Below are 14,302 nucleotides of genomic sequence, written 5' to 3' on the forward strand. Positions count from 1 at the left end.
TTAAAATCTGGCGTCCTGGCGTAGTTTTGCCATTTTAATAGCAGCTATGGCAGCTTCAGTACCTTTGTTACCGTGTTTTCCACCACTTCTATCAATGGCCTGTTGCATATTTTGATCGGTTAACACACAAAAGATAATTGGAGTGTCGTTTTGCACATTAAGGTCTTTAATTCCCTGGGTAACCCCTTCACAAACAAAGTCGAAATGTTTAGTTTCTCCTTCAATTACACTTCCTATAGCAATAATTGCATCAAGCATATCAAAACTTTCCTGCATTTTTTTACAACCGTAAATAAGTTCAAAACTGCCGGGAACATTCCACCGCACAATTCTTTTTTCCTGAACCCTATTTTCTATAAGTGTATTATAAGCGCCTTCATACAGGCCTTCGGTAATTTTGTCGTTCCATTCTGAAACAACAATCCCGATACGAAAATCACTCGCATCGGGAAGTTTATCTTTATCGTAATCTGAAAGGTTATTTCCTTCTGTAGCCATAATTATTGTTTTGCAGCACGAGCCTGCCCCATATAGATTGGTACCTGCTCAGCTTCTGGAGCGTCTGCATACTCATCTTTTATCTTCTGAAGGTGTTCTTCAGCTTCAGCCGGTTGCCCAACTTCTAAAGCGGTAATTGCTGCTTTAAGTAAAAATTTTGGTGTTGTAAACTCGTTAGAACGCATAGAAGCGGCTTTTTCATAATAATCTAAAGCTTCTTCCGGCTGTTCCAGTTGCATAAAAGCATCTCCAATTCCTCCTGTAGCTAAAGCGGCCAATACTTCGTCGTCACTATTAAAATCTTCAAGATAATTGATAGCTTCCTGGTAGTTTCCTGTATTCAAATAAGCAAAACCGGCGTTGTAAGTTGCAAGGTTTGCTGCATCGGTACTTCCGTAGTTATCTATAATATCAAGAAATCCGTATTTTCCCTCACCACCATTTAGAGACATGGTAAAAAGTGAATCACGTTCAGCGCCAGATGCGTTTAAAGCAGAAGCAAAATAATTTTGCGCCTGTGCCATTTCGTTGGCTGCTTCTTCCTGTTTTGGTTCACTTACAAATCGTTCGTAACCAAGGTAACCTAAAACGGCTACGATTGCTACGGCAACAATGATATAAATATACTTTTGATTCTCTGCTACCCAGGTTTCGGTCCTACCAGCACCTTCGTCAAGAGTGTTAAATACTTCAGCAGTTGTAGATTCGTCTTCTACCTGTTTCTGCTGTTCTTCCTTATTAGATGGTTTATATCCTTTTTTCTTGTAAGTTGCCATAAAAACTGTTTAATGCGTGGCAAAAATATGATTTTTATTCAAAATTAAAAGGGAAATTATTTGTATTTTTTTAATATTTTCGGGTCATTCGCTTTACTTTCAGAATTATATCATATAAATATCAAAAAGCTGAATAACAGTATTTTATGTTTTTAAAACAACTCTCTTTAGTTAATTACAAAAACCTGGATTCGGCTTCTTTCGAGTTTGATACAAAAATAAACTGTTTTGTCGGCAATAATGGAGTTGGTAAAACCAACGTTTTAGACAGTATTTATCACCTGGCTTTTGGAAAAAGCTATTTTAACCCAATTACCAGCCAAAATATTAATCACGAAGCCGACTTTTTTGTGGTTGAAGGCCATTTTGAAAAATCTGAAAAAGACGAGCATATCTTAGTCAGCGCCAAACGCGGGCAAAAAAAAGTGATTAAAAGGAATAACAAAGCCTACGAGAAATTCAGTGATCATATTGGCTTTACTCCTACCGTAATCATTTCACCCGCTGATCGTGACCTTATTATAGAAGGAAGTGAAACCCGGCGTAAATTTATGGACGGGGTAATCTCCCAAAGTGATAATGTTTATCTCAATAAACTAATTCAATACGGAAAGATAAATGCACAGCGTAATTCCCTGCTGAAATATTTTGCGGCCAATCATAGTTTTGATCGCGATACTTTAGAAGTTTATAACCTTCAGCTTAGTGAACTGGGGCAGTATATTTTTGAAAAGCGGAAAGACTTTTTAGAAGAATTCATTCCTATTTTCAATAAACGCTATGCTGATATTACTAAAAATCAGGAACAGGTCGATATTAGTTATAAAAGTCAGCTGTTTGATAGCGACTTAGCCTCTTTACTGGAAGCAAACCTTCAAAAGGATATGGCATTACAATATACCAGTGTCGGCACACATAAGGACGACCTGGGTTTTGAAATTGAAGGTCATCCTATTAAGAAATTCGGCTCACAGGGACAACAAAAGTCTTTTTTGGTAGCGTTAAAATTAGCGCAATTCGATTTTATAAAAGCTATTAGTAAAGTTAACCCAATTTTACTGCTCGATGATATTTTTGACAAATTAGACGAGCAACGGGTAGCACATATTGTAGCTTTGGTAGCTACAGATCAGTTGGGGCAAATATTTATCAGTGATACGCATGCAGACCGTACAGAAGCGGTAGTAAAAAGCAGTAATCAATCTTACAAACTCTTTAAATTGTGAATAAAAAAATTCTTCTTTTCCTCTTCGGAATCGTACTTTTAGGATGCGAGAAAAATAATCCTGAAGAACAATTAGAACACCTTAGCGGGTATTGGGAAATTGATCGTGTGGAAATTACAGAAGATTCTGTAATTAACTACAAGGTAAACGCCACGGTAGATTATATTGAATTTAATGGCGAAGAAGGTTTTCGTAAAAAAGTTAAGCCACAATTTGATGGCAGTTACAAAACCAGTGAAGATGTAGAAGAAATTTCAGCAAAAATAGAAAACGATAGTTTGCGCCTTCATTACAAAACCCCATTTGATGAATGGACGGAAACCGTAATTTCTGCTAAAGAAGATAAGTTTAGCGTGCTAAACCGGGATGGTAAAATCTACCATTACACAAAATTCACCTCCTTATTAGATGAAAATGAAGAAGAGAAATAGTGAAAATCAAAGTCTAAGTGAAGTTTTAAAGGAATTTGTAGACCATAACAAACTCCAGGGCGGTCTCGATAAAGTTAGCGTCAAAGACGTCTGGTACCGGGAAATGGGGCCAGCAATAGAGAAATATACTACCGCCATAAAACTTCAAAACGAAACACTCTTCGTGCAACTAAGTTCTTCAGTTTTAAGGGAAGAACTTAGTTATGGTAAGGAAAAGATTATCAATATGCTAAACAGGGAATTAGGAAAAGACCTGATTAAAAAATTGGTTTTACGCTAAAAATATTTCAGTGCATCGTCATTTCAAAATCTATAAACCTTACGGATATTTAAGTCAGTTTATTACTAACGAACGTCCCCGGAAGAAAAAAAAGCTTTTGGGAGATTTAGGTGATTTCCCTGCGGAAACTATGTCGGTTGGCCGGTTGGACCAGGACTCGGAAGGATTGCTTTTTCTTACTACAAACGGGAAAATTAGCGCTGAAATTAATGGTAATAAAATTGAAAAAGAATATTACGTTCAGGTGGATGGCCAAATTACGTATGAAGCTATTGAACAACTGAAACACGGGCTAGAAATTAGCATTAACGGTAAAAGCTATGAAACGCTTCCCTGCAAAGCTTATATTCTGCAAGAAAGACCCACTTTCCCGGAAAGGGCCCGAAAAATTCGTGATGAACGCCACGGCCCTACCAGCTGGATTTCAGTAACGCTTACTGAAGGTAAATTTCGGCAGGTGAAGAAAATGACTGCTGCTGTGGGATTCCCAACTTTAAGACTGGTTCGCGTAAGAATTGGCAATGAAAAACTGGACGGCATGGATGCCGGGGAAGTTATTGAACTTACTGAATTCTCCTATTAATCGGCATTCTTTCTTAGCATTTTGCCATTTCTCACTTTTGAAAAATCTTCTCCCTGTTTTGCCAGTCGTCCATTTACAAAAACATATTTAAAACCTCTTGCCAATTGGTGTGGCTCTTCATAGGTCGCCGTTTCTTTAATTTCCGTAGGATTAAAAATCAGTAAATCGGCTTTAAAACCTTCTCTGATCAAGCCACGATCTTCTAGTCCAATAATTTTAGCGGAGAGTCCCGTCATTTTATGAATCGCTTCTTCCAGAGTAAAAAGTTTTTTTCCTAATACGTAAGTTTCTATCACTTTTGCGAAACTACCGTAACCGCGTGGATGACGCATACTCGGACTTCCATCGCTACAAATATTTATAAATTCATTTTGCACTAATCTTTCCTGTAACACTCCATCCATAATAAAATAGGCGCCCCCGGCACCGTAAGGTCCAATATCATCAATAAGAACATCTTCAAAAGGCTTATCTAATTCTTCTGAAATTTGCTTCAGGTTTTTTCCTTTAAATTTTCCAGAACCAATTAAAGTTGCTTCGGGACCATTGCGCTGCATTATTTTATTCCGAAGAAATTCTTCCAGTTCACTTCTTCTGTTCTTTACTACTTCTTCAAAATCATTTGGTTTTTTAGCCCATTCCGGAAAAACGATAGCGATGCCCGTATAACTCGCATTGTATGGATAAAGATCGGCGGTTACCTGGACTCCTGCTGTTCTCGCACTATCGAGTAAGTTTAGAATTTCTTCAGCTCGCTCCTCCCCTTTTCCATAAACCGATTTAATATGGGAAACGTGAACCGGGCAATATTCACCCTGGGCGAGTAATTCCCTAATCGAGTTTTCAACCTCTAAGTCATCCTCATTCCGCATATGACTCATTATTAATCCGTTATTTTTTCCTACTATTTTTGCCAAACGTTGCAATTCCTCTCTTTTAGAAAAATTCCCTGGATTATATTCGAGTCCGGTGGTCATTCCAAAAACTCCGGCATCAAAAGCTTTGGACAAAAGTGCTTCCATAGCTAATAGGCCCTTTTCATCAGGTAAAGTATCGTAATTCACACCTGAAAGTTCCCTTAAAGTATTGTGCCCGGCGAAAATTGAAATATTGGTAGCCGGGTTTATTTCATCAACCTTTTGAAACCAGGTTATTAAATCTTTTTCTTTAGGACTGTAACCGTCCTGGCCTAAAGCAATTGTTGTAACTCCCATTGCCAAGAAATTTTTAAATTCGGGGGTTTCCACTGGATCACCGTGAGCGTGAGAATCTATAAAACCCGGACTTAAAACTAAACCAGAAGCATCTATTACTTCCTTTGCAGTAAAGTTTTTGTGCAGGTCTTTTTCAATTTTGGCAATTTCATCTTCAAAAATTAAAATATGGGCGTTATAACTTTCGCGCCCGGAGCCGTCAATAACAGTGGCATTTTGTATTAGTAAATCATATTCTGTTTCGTCCTTATGCTGAGAGGAAAGCAGGGAAGGAAGTATTAAAAATAGATACAGAGTTAGTTTCATAAAGTAAATTCATTCAGATAACTAATTTATAAAAATATAGCGCTAATCTTGAAGTTTATTTCTGAATAAGCGCATAAACCTTAACTTTGGAGCTTTATAAGAATCTATGCAAAATGCAGAATTAAGAACTGTTACGGTAACTCGCTATATCACTCCGCTGAGAGAAGGCGGCTCCTTACCGGCGCTTACCGAAGCTGACGATGATTTTAAATATGTACTAAAATTTAAAGGGGCCGGTCACGGCGTAAAAGCATTGATCGCCGAACTTTTGGGGTGCGAAATTGCCCGTGCCCTTGGTTTTAAAGTACCCGAACTCGTTTACGCCCATTTAGATGAAGCTTTTGGAAGAACTGAAGGTGATGAGGAAATTCAGGATTTATTGCAGGCCAGTCAGGGGTTAAACCTGGCGCTTCATTTTTTATCGGGTGCCATAAATTTTGATCCCGTGGCGACTGAAGTTGATGAGTTTGAAGCTTCAAAAATTGTATGGCTGGATGCTTTTATCACCAACGTAGACCGCACTTACAGAAATACCAATATGCTCATCTGGCACAAAGAATTATGGCTGATTGACCATGGGGCATCTTTCTATTTTCATCATTCCTGGACCAATGTTGAAGAAAAAGCAAAAACACGCTTTAGCTTTATAAAAGATCATGTTTTGCTACCGCGCGCAACAAAATTAAAAGAGGCCGAAGATTTTTGTAAAGAATTGATTACACCAGAAAAAATAAAAGAAATTGTATCCTTAATTCCTTCTGAATGGTTACAATGGGAAGATACCGATGAAACGGAAGAAGAAATTAAAAATGTTTACACACAGTTTTTGACTACACGACTCGCACATTCAGAAATTTTTATAAAAGAAGCAGAAAATGCAAGAAAAGCACTTATATGAATATGCTGTAATTAGGCTAGTTCCTAAGGTTGAACGCGAAGAATTTCTAAACGTGGGGGTCATCTTGTTTAGCAAACAGTCTAAATATTTAAAGGCTTTTTTTGATGTTGATGAAAATCGACTGGCTGTTTTTTGTAAAGACCTTGACAAAGATGAACTTTGCACCAATCTCGATTCTTTTAAGAAGATTTGCGAAGGAAGTAAAAATGGCGGACCGATCGCTCAATTGGACCTGCCTTCCCGATTTAGATGGCTTACCGCGGTACGTAGCTCTATAATCCAAACCTCGAGACCACATCCCGGAATGACCAATGATCTGGATAAAACGCTGAACCGGCTTTTTACTGAACTTGTGTTATAAAAAAGAGATTATTTGAGGACTTGAAATTGTTATCCTGAACTTGTTTCAGGATCTAAGCAGTTATCAAACTAGAAGCTGAAACAAGTTCAGCTTGATAACTCAACATTCTCAAATAATCCCTGTTTAAGATTTATTTTCTAACTCTTAAACTTCGCAGCCATTTCTACAGTCCTTTTAACCTGGTGGGTGACTGCTTTTTTAATATTGTCTCCCGGTGCATTTCCATCGGCGGTTACGCTTATTCCATAAGGATTTCCTCCGGCTTCAAATAAACAAGGATCTGTATAACCAGGAGCTACAATTATAGACCCCCAGTGCATCACAGTTTTATAAAGAGAGAGCAAAGTAGATTCCTGTCCACCGTGTGGGTTTGCCGCACTGGTCATTCCACTCACAATTTTATTCGCTAATTTTCCGCTCTGCCACAGTCCGCCTGTAGTATCAAAAAATGCCTGTAATTGTGATGGTAAGTTTCCATAGCGAGTTGGGGTACTAAAAATAATAGCATCTGCCCACTCGAGATCATCCAGTTCTGCAGTTGGAAAATCCTTATTTTCAGCTGCATATTTCTTCCAGGATTCATTTTGGTTTATCGCTTCCTGTGGCGCAGTTTCCTGGATCTTTTTAACCCTTACTTCTACCGCTCCGGTTTGTTTTGCCGCTTCCCCGGCCCATTGTGCTAATTGGTGATTTGTGCCTGTGGCACTATAAAATATCACTGCTACTTTTGGTTGACTCATAATTTATCTTTTAAAATTGATTAATCTTTTCATTTAAATATAAAACAAAATAAAGCTAATAATTTTAAGATTATTATAAAATTTGAGACAATTGAGGCTAAGCGAGGTTGTAATTTTTGGCTATCTTGGTCCAAAAGCCACAACTAACAGGTCTTTTAAAAATTTTAATTCCTTGGCCAGAAAAACCAAAGCTTACCGTATTTTTTACAAACTGGAAGAACACCTGGAAATTCCCATGTTTCTACTGGCGCTTTGTTGGCTCTATCTTTTTATAGCTGAACTTGTAAGCGGGCTTACTGCTACCCAGGAGAATCTTATTATAATTATCTGGATCCTTTTTATCACAGAATTCCTCATAAAGCTTGTGGTGGCACCAAGGAAACTAGATTTTGTAAAAAACAACTGGATTACAGTGATAGCATTACTTATTCCCGCCTTACGGGTCTTCAGGATCTTTTATGCCCTTCGCCTTTTACAGTCTGTAAGGGTAATTAATTCCACGCGTATTATAAGAGCGCTAACTTCGGGAAAGCGTTTTTTTAGCGCTTTGAAAGAGGCACAGGGCCCGAAACCTGAAAAAGAAATGAATGTCTGTTTTTTAATTGCCTGCGGAAAAAAGGAAAATGAAGAATCCGTTACCAATTTCGGGAAACAGTTAATTCAGGATGTGAAATCTGAACTCCAGGAGAGTACTGGTATAAAGTGGTTTTTTAATATTGAACATGCCGAATTGGATAGCAGAAAACCACGAAGACCTTCAGATTTTCTTGATGTTGCCAGTCAACGTATGGCTGAAGGTCCTTATGATATGCTAAGCGTTATTACCGATGTATCACTTATTTCAAGAAAAAATAAGACAGAGCCCGGTCTAAGTTCTTCGGTAGCCAGAATTATGGTACTCTCAACACGTAAATTGCTTACCTCCGGAAGAGATGAACCAACATATAAACTAACTGAAAACCGGGTGAGGCACAATGCTGCACTATTATTTCTTTATCTTACAGGGCAAATTTTAGGCTTAAAAAAATCCTCTTCCAGAAGGAATAAAATAATGGGTGCCACCAGTTTTTCTGAAGAAAGAAATGAAATACCCTCTTTTAATACAGAAGATCGAAAAATTCTAAAAGAAAAAGCCAATAACGCGCCTGATAGAGAACTAAAAGAAGGAAATGTTTTAGAGAGTTTGGTTTTTCACATCTTAATGACATTTAGGCATCCTGCTGCTTTTTTTACTCCCTTATTAAGGAACTGGGCAATTTTTTTACCGCTTTCACTTCCCGGTTTAGCTACTGCCGCAGTTGCCCCCGCTCTTATTTTGATATTTACTGCAGAAACCTGGGATGTAGGTTTTGGAATGACTAATGTAACCGCCGGACTTTTTGCAGTAATTAGTATCATGTTTGCCAGTTTTTACCTGGTGAGGATACAGTCTTTATTCTTACCTAGAAGGGAGAAAAGAATTATAACCGAACATTTAGCCGTAGCAAACACCGTTATTTATTTTAGTATTTTTTTAGCGTGTATAGGTTTGTTTGCCATGTTAACCGGGTTAATGTTAATCATTGAAATCTATGTTTTTCCCGCCGATCTTATTCAAACCTGGCCCACGTTAGAGAAACAAGAAATTACCAACGCAGATAAAATAAGGCTGGCTGTTTTTATTAGTACAATTGGTGTTACTACAGGAGCTTTGGCCGGCGGACTGGAAAGCAGAACTGTAATTCAGCATCTTGCCTTTTTTAGAAATGAAGTTTAATTTCCTACCCCTTTACCATCATAACTACGGGAATCTGCAGCACCATAAATCAGGTTATTTTCCCAATCTATATAAATGCCCATCGCCTGGCCCTGGTTGCCTGCTTCGTAAACTTCGTGTCCCATTTCTTCGTAAATACGCTTGGTATCGAGAGAAATTCCCCAATCTTCAAATCTCGTCCGATCGGGAAGCCATTGGTGATGAATTCGGGGCGATTCAATAGCTTCTGCAACATTCATTTTATGATCTATGGTATTTACAATTACCTGTAGAACGGTATTGATAATAGTTCTTCCGCCGGGACTGCCGATTACTAAAAGTGGTTTTCCATCTTTTGCCACAATTGTTGGCGTCATACTAGAAAGCATACGTTTTTCAGGAGCTACAAGATTAGGTTTTGTTCCAATTAGTCCGCGGGTATCGGTATGGCCCGGAATGGGATTAAAATCGCCCATTTCATTGTTCAACAGAAAACCTGCACCCTCTACCACGATTTTAGAGCCGTAGCTTCGTTCTAAGGTATAGGTTAGCGAAACCGCATTTCCCTCTTTATCTACTACCGAAATATGAGTTGTTTGCGGGCTTTCATATTGTAGATGTGCATTATTAAAATTCGCAGAATCACTTACCGAAGCTTTCTTAATCTCAATACCTTCCCGAAGTTCAGCGGCATATTCTTTAGAAATTATTTTTTCAATAGGCATTTCAGGATTAAAATTAGGATCTCCTAAATGCAAAGCCCTGTCTGCATAAGCTCTTCGCATTGCTTCGGTAAGCAAATGCAGGGATGCCGCAGAATTATGCCCTGCTTCTTCTAGATCGAAACCTTCCAGGATATTCAGCATTTCAATAAGGGCAACTCCACCTGAACTTGGTGGTGGCATTGCTACAATTTCGTGACCTCGATAAGTACCGGTTACAGGTTCCAGTTCTTCAGCTTCATATTTGGCAAGATCCTCTTTGGTTATAAGTCCGCCGTGTTTTTTCATAAAATCAGCGATCAATTTTGCCGTTTTTCCTTTATAAAAACCATCGGCACCATTTTTCTGAATTCTTTTTAAAGTCTCAGCAAGATCCGGCTGTTTCCATGTTTCACCGGGTTTATAAATTTCTTCCCCATCCTTAAGAAAAGCTTTTGCAGTTGCCGAATAAAGATCATCGTCTTTTTTCTCCTTAACCCAGTTCAAAAACCAATTCATATTATAGGTAGATTCAAATCCGTATTCAGCAAGTTCTATGGCTGGTCGCACAAGTTCTTCCCAGGGCAGACTTCCCATTTTTTGGTGAGCCTTATAAAGTCCGGCTACTGTACCGGGCACCCCAACTGAAAGTAAACCTTCGTGATTAGAATTGTCTTTAATCTTTCCGTCTTCACCTAAAAACATATTTGGAGAAGAAGCCAATGGTGCTTTTTCGCGAAAATTAAAAGAAGTTTTATCACCATTGCTACCGTGATAAACCAAAAAACCGCCTCCGCCAAGATTTCCTGCGGAAGGTAAGGTAACCGCGAGAGTAAAAGCCGTTGCCACGCTTGCATCTATAGCATTCCCGCCATTGTTCAGAATATGAGCACCTACTTCTGAAGCAAGATAATGACTGGTCACAACCATCCCATTCTCTGCCCTAACAGGAGTACGACCCGTTTGTGCTAAAGTTGGAAAGTATAAACTGAAAGCCAGAAAAAGGCAGAGCAAAGATTTAAAGTTTTGTTTCATTTTTTTGAGTTATAGAATCTTCTAAAATTTGAGGTATGGAGTTTAAAATCGAATAGAAAAAACGTAATTTAAATCCAATTACCGAGTAAACCTAAATAAAAAGGTGACAGAAAGCAAGACCGAAAATAAAATATAAGAAATTAACTATTCTGAGGAATCACTGAAGTTTGCCTAAAAACAAGGCCGAAAAATTCAAAGGTTTCCTGAGCTTTTTTTGAAGCCACAGCGATTTGAGTTTCAGTGAAATCTTCAGCTTTAAGTTCTTTTACAAATTTGTTCCAGGATTTCACCCCGTCACGATCGCCATTAAAGAAGTGTGGCTTGGAGATTTCAGTTAATTCAGGGCAATTAGGAATTTCTTTAGAAATATACATTCCGCCCAAGGCTGAACCTAAAACTACGTAAGCAGCGCCCAGCGCTTCTTCGTGAGAATTGATACTGAATTTATCCTGAAATTCTTCAGAAATTGAAGTATCAACGTTTAAATTCTCAAGGTCTTTTGCCAGTTGATCGCTTTTATCTGATTTGTAAGAGGGGATAAATTTTAAAATTTCAGCTTCGGTAATTTTATAGGCAATATAATTTTGGAGGAGTAAAAGTTTATAAACTTCCAGGCTTATTTTGTGTGAAATAATCTGCCCGGCAAGATTCTCTTTTTCCAGTTCTTCGTGTAATTTTCGGGTAGCCTCTCTAAGGTTATTCAGCATCATCTACATTAAATTTATCAAGGTTCTTTCTTATTTTTGCAATATTTTCCCGTTGTTCTCTATCATCGGCCTTCATACTGTCTAAGTAACTGTAAATTTGGTGAACGGCTATTTTATTTTTTCTAATTCTTTCCCTTAATTCCTCGTGTTGCACCATATTATATACCACCTGTCTTAATAGAGGTTCTAATTTTTCGTGCAGCTTATTCATATGTTTTTTTAGAATAAAACCTGAAGCTCCGGAAAGAATAGTATCGGCTGCCAACTCATCATCGTCTAGTGCGCCGGTGACAAAAATTAAAGGAATAGTCTCGTCTATAGATTTCGCCAACTGCATAATATCAAGCCCAGTGCTGGTGGGAAGGTTATAGTCTGAAATTATTACATCGGGTAAAAAACTGGTGAAAATTCCTTCAAAACCCGGTAAATCTTTAACCACTTTTATTTCAGGTTTCTCTACAATTTTAGCAATTTGCCTTTTTATTAAAACAGCATCGGTTTCCTCATCTTCCACCAAAATTATGCGCAACGGGGTTGTAATCATTACTTCTAAATTTATACAAAAATACTGAACTCGTTAATGTAAGATCTAATTATAGGTGGAAGAAAAACGTACTACCTTTTCCCGGCTCACTTTCTACCCAAATTTTTCCGTTATGCTTTTCTAAAATACGGGCTACAATGGCCAGACCAATACCGGTGCCTTTGAAATCTTTTTTTGCAAACCTGGAAAACATTTGGAAGATTTTATCTTTTTGGTTTTCGGCAATTCCAATTCCGTTGTCTTTAATGTAGAAAACATCTTTATTTTCTTGTGCAAAACTTCCAATTTCAATTTGTGGATAGGGAGCCTGCTCAGTGTATTTTAAAGCATTTCCCAATAAATTGCTCCAAAGCTGAAAGAGCATTCGGCGATCGCCATAGCTATCGGGTAAATTTTCAGCTATTTCAATCTTAAGATTTGGGTAATTTGCTTTAATGTTGAAAGTCATTAAAAGTTCTTGCAGTAACTTATTAGTACTGAAATTTTTCTTCTGAAGTTCCCCACCGGTAATTTTTGAAAAGGAAAGAATATCGTCTATAATTCCTTCCATCCTGTTGGAAGATTTTAGAATGGTTTCTATGGTTTCTAAAGCTTCAGCAGATAAATTTTCACTAAAATCTTCTTTTAAAATTTGGGCATAACCGGTAATACCGCGCAACGGACTGCGCAAATCGTGCGAAATTCCGTAGCTAAAAAGTTCTAAATCTTTATTAGCTTCCTGCAGATTTTGGTTTAATCTACTGATCTCTTCCTTTTGCTTTTTTAAGATAAACTGGTTTAAATTTTCCCGGAAAGCTTTAGCAGTTTCAATTTCATAATCCTGCCAGGAATTAGAAATCCCGTCCAGTTTTTCTGTCCATCTTTCAAAAGAGTTTCGCGGACTTAAGCGCTGCTTTTCTTCGTTGTAAGTGATCTTTTTATTAGGATTTCCACCCCAACTTACAGTTTCAACTACTTCAGGCCTAAACCAAATTATGAAATTGTTTTTTGCGCGTCCCAGTTTAAAACTTAAAATTCCAGAAGCCGATTTCTTGTAATTTTCAGCTGCCGAATAGTGATTTTTAAGATGTTTAGTGTAGAAAAGAATTTCATCATTTTCAGCTAGGAAATTACTTAAATCTATCACCTCAGCTTCAGTTGGCGTATTACCAAAGAGCTTAATTTCATCATCTAAAACTACTGCGCCTCCCCCACTTTCAATGAGTGAAGTAAAAGGAATTTCGGTATTCTCCAATCCGTCGCCCAGGGTATTTTCAATTTTTAAATCGGTTAAAATTTTTGCTCTCAATTCAGAATTTTCATTGAATTTCTTATTGAAAATACCGGTTTGTATGGAGGCTATATTATTAGAGAAAACCTGAGCTAAAAATTTACAGGTTTCGCGCTGAAAATAATTAATAAATTTTGCAGAATAATGGTGACAGGCTATAAGGCCCCAGAGTTTGCCGTGAACAATAATAGCGGCGGTTAAAGAGGCACCCACCTTCATATTTTGTAAATATTCAATATGAATGGGCGAAACCCCACGTAATGTAGATTTTGAAAGATCTAATGGTTTTTTGGTAATTGGAGAGATTTCAGGAGAAATAGGAACAGGCTCATAATCTACATCTGAAATTATTCTCACTTTATGTTTTAAAAATAAATTTCGGGATTGCGAGGGAATATCGCTGGCAGGATAATGCAAATCCAGCCAACTTTCTAAATATTCTTCCCTTTCTTCAGCTACTACTTCACCATTCCATTCTTCGTCAAACCGGTAAATCATTACACGATCGTAATCGAAGATGCTTTTCATTAATTTTGCAGCGGTATTACAGAGCTTAGGAATAGTTTCATTAGCATCTAATCCATTAATAGTATTGGTTAATTGCTGCTGAAGAAACATTGGCTCCCAATACTCGCCCAGAACTTCAAAATCTATAATAAGATGTTCTTCTGAAAAATGCGGTAAGACTACAAAATGCTTGTTGCCAATTTTTAGCTCTTCGGCTTTAAAACCGGTTTTTTGATCAATTGCTTTAGTAATTCTTTCAAAAGCAGATTTACCAATAAGGTTTTCAAAAGAATCACCGAGAAGATGTTTATGTAAAAGCCCGAAATACTTGAAGGTATTTTCACTTGCCTGAGTAATTTTAAAAGTTTCAGGATCTACCGCGAGGATTACGCCGTGGGCCTGCGCTTTTCCAATTAAATGAATAGGTTCTTTCTCACAATTTTGAATATCTATCTTTTCGGGATACGAAAGCTGCTCTGAGCTCATACAC

The 14,302-nt window shown here is 37.7% G+C and carries 15 protein-coding genes; 7 read left to right on the forward strand and 8 right to left on the reverse strand.

Features of this window, described 5'->3' with window-relative positions; genetic code table 11:
* Both ribH and B5X53_RS07470 read right to left on the reverse strand, forming a co-directional pair.
* A complete protein-coding gene (gene ribH / locus B5X53_RS07465) occupies positions 1-498 on the reverse strand; it encodes a 6,7-dimethyl-8-ribityllumazine synthase (RefSeq protein WP_079712615.1) in 498 nt (165 codons plus the stop codon).
* Between the two features lie 2 nt (positions 499-500).
* Positions 501-1,274 (reverse strand): tetratricopeptide repeat protein, encoded by a 774-nt coding sequence (locus B5X53_RS07470; protein WP_079712616.1) that lies wholly within the window; start codon positions 1,272-1,274, stop codon positions 501-503.
* A gap of 146 nt (positions 1,275-1,420) precedes the next feature.
* On the opposite strand from B5X53_RS07470, the gene recF reads away from it, so the two are divergent.
* Genes recF through B5X53_RS07490 form a run of 4 tightly spaced genes read left to right on the forward strand, consistent with a single transcriptional unit; the run spans position 1,421 to position 3,794 of the window.
* A complete protein-coding gene (recF, locus tag B5X53_RS07475; protein WP_079712617.1) occupies positions 1,421-2,500 on the forward strand; it encodes a DNA replication/repair protein RecF in 1,080 nt (359 codons plus the stop codon).
* Complete coding sequence (locus B5X53_RS07480) at positions 2,497-2,931, forward strand: lipocalin family protein (RefSeq protein WP_079712618.1); 435 nt, start codon at positions 2,497-2,499, stop codon at positions 2,929-2,931. Before recF ends, B5X53_RS07480 begins: the two co-directional genes overlap by 4 nt.
* Complete coding sequence (locus tag B5X53_RS07485; protein ID WP_075327954.1) at positions 2,915-3,211, forward strand: DciA family protein; 297 nt, start codon at positions 2,915-2,917, stop codon at positions 3,209-3,211. The genes B5X53_RS07480 and B5X53_RS07485 overlap by 17 nt, the downstream gene beginning before the upstream one ends.
* Before the next feature lie 10 nt (positions 3,212-3,221).
* The gene (locus B5X53_RS07490) at positions 3,222-3,794 is read left to right on the forward strand and encodes a pseudouridine synthase (protein ID WP_079712619.1); all 573 of its coding nucleotides are present in this window, start codon (positions 3,222-3,224) and stop codon (positions 3,792-3,794) included.
* Here the strand turns inward: B5X53_RS07490 and B5X53_RS07495 are convergent.
* Positions 3,791-5,314, reverse strand: coding sequence for an N-acyl-D-amino-acid deacylase family protein (locus B5X53_RS07495; RefSeq protein ID WP_079712620.1), 1,524 nt, complete (start codon positions 5,312-5,314; stop codon positions 3,791-3,793). The two genes, B5X53_RS07490 and B5X53_RS07495, sit on opposite strands and share 4 nt — an antisense overlap.
* A gap of 106 nt (positions 5,315-5,420) precedes the next feature.
* Between B5X53_RS07495 and B5X53_RS07500 the strand changes: the two genes are divergently transcribed.
* Complete coding sequence (locus tag B5X53_RS07500; protein WP_079712621.1) at positions 5,421-6,212, forward strand: HipA family kinase; 792 nt, start codon at positions 5,421-5,423, stop codon at positions 6,210-6,212.
* Positions 6,190-6,573, forward strand: a complete 384-nt coding sequence (locus B5X53_RS07505; protein ID WP_079712622.1) for a DUF3037 domain-containing protein — start codon at positions 6,190-6,192, stop codon at positions 6,571-6,573. Before B5X53_RS07500 ends, B5X53_RS07505 begins: the two co-directional genes overlap by 23 nt.
* A 137-nt stretch (positions 6,574-6,710) precedes the next feature.
* Here the strand turns inward: B5X53_RS07505 and wrbA are convergent, their stop codons facing one another.
* Positions 6,711-7,313 carry an NAD(P)H:quinone oxidoreductase gene (gene wrbA / locus B5X53_RS07510; protein ID WP_079712623.1) on the reverse strand — a complete coding sequence of 201 codons (603 nt, stop codon included), beginning with the start codon at positions 7,311-7,313 and terminating at the stop codon, positions 6,711-6,713.
* 91 nt (positions 7,314-7,404) lie between these two features.
* Here wrbA and B5X53_RS07515 point away from each other — a divergent pair, with 91 nt between their 5' ends.
* Positions 7,405-9,069 carry a hypothetical protein gene (locus B5X53_RS07515; protein ID WP_079712624.1) on the forward strand — a complete coding sequence of 555 codons (1,665 nt, stop codon included), beginning with the start codon at positions 7,405-7,407 and terminating at the stop codon, positions 9,067-9,069.
* On the opposite strand, the gene ggt is transcribed toward B5X53_RS07515, so the two are convergent.
* From ggt to B5X53_RS07535, 4 genes are all read right to left on the reverse strand, one after another.
* Positions 9,066-10,784: a gamma-glutamyltransferase gene (gene ggt / locus B5X53_RS07520; RefSeq protein ID WP_079712625.1), complete on the reverse strand. Its 1,719-nt coding sequence runs from the start codon at positions 10,782-10,784 to the stop codon at positions 9,066-9,068. The genes B5X53_RS07515 and ggt overlap by 4 nt on opposite strands.
* A gap of 140 nt (positions 10,785-10,924) precedes the next feature.
* On the reverse strand, positions 10,925-11,494 hold the full coding sequence (locus B5X53_RS07525) for a biliverdin-producing heme oxygenase (RefSeq protein WP_232764152.1): 570 nt from the start codon (positions 11,492-11,494) through the stop codon (positions 10,925-10,927).
* Positions 11,481-12,035, reverse strand: coding sequence for a response regulator (locus B5X53_RS07530; RefSeq protein ID WP_079712626.1), 555 nt, complete (start codon positions 12,033-12,035; stop codon positions 11,481-11,483). Before B5X53_RS07530 ends, B5X53_RS07525 begins: the two co-directional genes overlap by 14 nt.
* Before the next feature lie 49 nt (positions 12,036-12,084).
* Positions 12,085-14,298: an ATP-binding protein gene (locus B5X53_RS07535; protein WP_079712627.1), complete on the reverse strand. Its 2,214-nt coding sequence runs from the start codon at positions 14,296-14,298 to the stop codon at positions 12,085-12,087.
* Positions 14,299-14,302: the final 4 nt, after the last annotated feature.

This window comes from Salegentibacter salinarum, from assembly GCF_900168115.1.
Classification (GTDB): domain Bacteria; phylum Bacteroidota; class Bacteroidia; order Flavobacteriales; family Flavobacteriaceae; genus Salegentibacter; species Salegentibacter salinarum.

Bases quoted from the DNA above. Each gene is read 5' to 3' on its own strand.
- ribH (WP_079712615.1), bottom strand. From the start codon at position 498: ATGGCTACAGAAGGAAATAACCTTTCAGATTACGATAAAGATAAACTT.
- B5X53_RS07470 (WP_079712616.1), bottom strand. From the start codon at position 1,274: ATGGCAACTTACAAGAAAAAAGGATATAAACCATCTAATAAGGAAGAA.
- recF (WP_079712617.1), top strand. From the start codon at position 1,421: ATGTTTTTAAAACAACTCTCTTTAGTTAATTACAAAAACCTGGATTCG.
- B5X53_RS07485 (WP_075327954.1), top strand. From the start codon at position 2,915: ATGAAGAAGAGAAATAGTGAAAATCAAAGTCTAAGTGAAGTTTTAAAG.
- B5X53_RS07495 (WP_079712620.1), bottom strand. From the start codon at position 5,314: ATGAAACTAACTCTGTATCTATTTTTAATACTTCCTTCCCTGCTTTCC.
- B5X53_RS07500 (WP_079712621.1), top strand. From the start codon at position 5,421: ATGCAAAATGCAGAATTAAGAACTGTTACGGTAACTCGCTATATCACT.
- B5X53_RS07505 (WP_079712622.1), top strand. From the start codon at position 6,190: ATGCAAGAAAAGCACTTATATGAATATGCTGTAATTAGGCTAGTTCCT.
- wrbA (WP_079712623.1), bottom strand. From the start codon at position 7,313: ATGAGTCAACCAAAAGTAGCAGTGATATTTTATAGTGCCACAGGCACA.
- ggt (WP_079712625.1), bottom strand. From the start codon at position 10,784: ATGAAACAAAACTTTAAATCTTTGCTCTGCCTTTTTCTGGCTTTCAGT.
- B5X53_RS07525 (WP_232764152.1), bottom strand. From the start codon at position 11,494: ATGATGCTGAATAACCTTAGAGAGGCTACCCGAAAATTACACGAAGAA.
- B5X53_RS07530 (WP_079712626.1), bottom strand. From the start codon at position 12,035: ATGATTACAACCCCGTTGCGCATAATTTTGGTGGAAGATGAGGAAACC.
- B5X53_RS07535 (WP_079712627.1), bottom strand. From the start codon at position 14,298: ATGAGCTCAGAGCAGCTTTCGTATCCCGAAAAGATAGATATTCAAAAT.